General features: G+C 41.6%; 2 protein-coding genes. Both read right to left on the reverse strand.

What is annotated here, in order from left to right:
- Positions 1–187 precede the first annotated feature (187 nt).
- Positions 188–1,138 (reverse strand): PD40 domain-containing protein, encoded by a 951-nt coding sequence (locus tag C900_RS24340; RefSeq protein WP_009583011.1) that lies wholly within the window; start codon positions 1,136–1,138, stop codon positions 188–190.
- Between the two features lie 67 nt (positions 1,139–1,205).
- On the reverse strand, positions 1,206–1,988 hold the full coding sequence (locus C900_RS30915; protein ID WP_009583012.1) for a DnaJ domain-containing protein: 783 nt from the start codon (positions 1,986–1,988) through the stop codon (positions 1,206–1,208).
- Positions 1,989–2,429 lie beyond the last annotated feature (441 nt).

A 2,429-nucleotide genomic window follows, 5' to 3' on the forward strand; every position in this document is an offset into this window, starting at 1 on the left:
TTTTAAGGTCATTCTGCCTGTCCCGAACTTGCCTTCGGGGAGGCACGAAGAATCTTACTAAGTTCAAGGATACTACCAACAACTTAGGAAGATCCTTCTCCCGAAAGCCTTAAAGCCTTCGGGATAGGATGACTGCCCTTTTCTAAGCATTTTATATCGAACTCACGTTACTGTAAATTAATGATGATTAGTGGGTTTTTAAGACCCGGTCAGCCTTCATCCAATATACGTTGTCAAAGCCATTTTCTATGCTTTCCATCATCAGGATCAATTCCTTATACTTATCAGCCTGTTGAACCTTACTTCTGTTGCTGGTAAAGAAGAAGTATTGTTGGTCAGCAGATACAAAAGGGCAATAATCCAATGCCTCCGAATTGATGGGTGCTGGTAAATGCCTGGCATTTGTCCATTCTCCCTGTTCATTTTTCATGCTGATATAGAGGTCTCCACCACCAAGATCATCAGCCCGGCCGTAAGAACTGAAGATAATATAGCTTTCATCAGGAGCAACAAAGGCATTAAACTCATATGTTTCGCTATTAACTCCTTCACTGAGACTTTCCGGCCGGGCATACTTTCCGTCTGAATACCGGCTGACATAAATATCTTCCTTACCTTTGTTTCCTTCGTACTCCGCTGTGAAATAGAGAGAACCGTTCTCTGCAACAGAGGGATAAAACTCATTTTTATCAGTATTTACAGGAGCTCCTACGTTGACGGGTGTGCCCCATTTTCCATGTTCCTTGTCTACATACCAAATATCATAATCCGCTTTTTTACTACCCTCTTCCGTAGGTCTGTTGCTGGCGAAATACAGTCTTTTTCCATCAGGAGCAAAGGCGGGCTCCAGGTCATGAAATTGACCGGAAAAACTGGCAACCACGGGCTCCATCCATTCGCCATTGATCTGCATCAGGTGCATGATCACGCTGAATTCTCGTTTATAGCCTTGAAAAGTATAGAAGATCTCCTCCCTGTCAGGGGAAATTGCGATATCACGATTAGGATATTTGGTAGAAATACGCCCCGGCTCGAAAAGTTGAGGGATGCTGTCTGCACTGGTTTCAGTTGTTTGACAAAGAGAAGCTGTAGTGGCAGCGAAGATAATGGTGCAAATAGCAAATATTGATTTGATCATGGCATAGTGTTTAACGGTGTGCCCAATATAGCAACTAAAGTTTACATTCGGATACAGTAGTGGAGTACTAAAGCAGGATCAGCACCGTTATCATTAAAAAGGTACTGGCTACTCCAAAGCTGAAGGTCCCATGTGCTGTAGGGTAAATGAATCCACCCATAAGGGCACAAAAAGCCAGGGCAAAGACCATAATGATCTTAGGCCCATAAATGCTACCACGTACATTAACGGAGGTACCAGGCCGAAATGCCCTGGCCACTGCAATAGTGGAGTCGGTTATACGTGTTCTGGAGACAACAACCTCGTCACCTGCATTAAAAAAGTCGTAATCATCATCGGGTAGCCGGAGTACGGTGTTCTGGTCAGTATAAAGTGTTACGATCAATTCCCTCCCGGAGGAGCTGCCATAAATACCATCTTCTCTTTCTATGAATATAATTTTCTCTATGCTTTTTTGATGCGGCATGTAGTAATCCAAAAAAAGAAACAAGCAAAAAATAAACGCTATTCTGGAAATATAACGAGCATACTTCACATAGTCGGCAATCAATTCCTGGTACGATCTTTTGCCAAAAGACGATATGATGCGTCTTTTTTCTTCATCGCTTTCTCCGTTAAGGTAGTTTTTTTTAAGTTGAAAGGTTTCGATCAGGCTCAGGTCATACATGAGCCTTTTCCCTTCATGTCCTAACACATGATAAGCCTGACATATCTCCTGAAATTTCTGTGTGGCTTCCGGGTGATCACTTTTATCAGGATGATATTCTACAGCCAGTCTTTTATACGCTGCCTTTATCACTTCTTGCGAAGCTTCCCTGTCTACCTGAAGTATGTTGTAATAGTCTATCAAAAAGAAAAGCCAATATAGAGTTGTCTCAAATTTAGTAAAATTGTGTTAATTTTTGTGTTATTAACACTGCTATCAATGTATCAAAGTTTGTCTGGAATTATATCAGGGATCGGCTTCATAAATTAGTGAATAAACCCGGACAGATCTTGATTGCTGGTACCCAGCGGGTTGTTTGCTTCATTCTTTTAAGGAAAACTGAAATGTGAATAATGGATTTCACGCATCAAGTGACGATAATCGGCCATAACCTTTTGACTATATCCTGGTTTTTCTTAATATAACGTGAGTTCGATATAAAATGCTTAGAAAGGGTAGTCATCCTGCCTGTCCCGAACTTGCCTCGGGGAGGTAGCCAACAACTTTTTAGTTGTTTTTGTGGTATAATGACAAGTTACCTGAACGGCCTTGAGAAAATGGCGTTAAGAATTTCAATGCCACACG

Source organism: Fulvivirga imtechensis AK7 (assembly GCF_000331535.1).
Lineage (GTDB): Bacteria > Bacteroidota > Bacteroidia > Cytophagales > Cyclobacteriaceae > Fulvivirga > Fulvivirga imtechensis.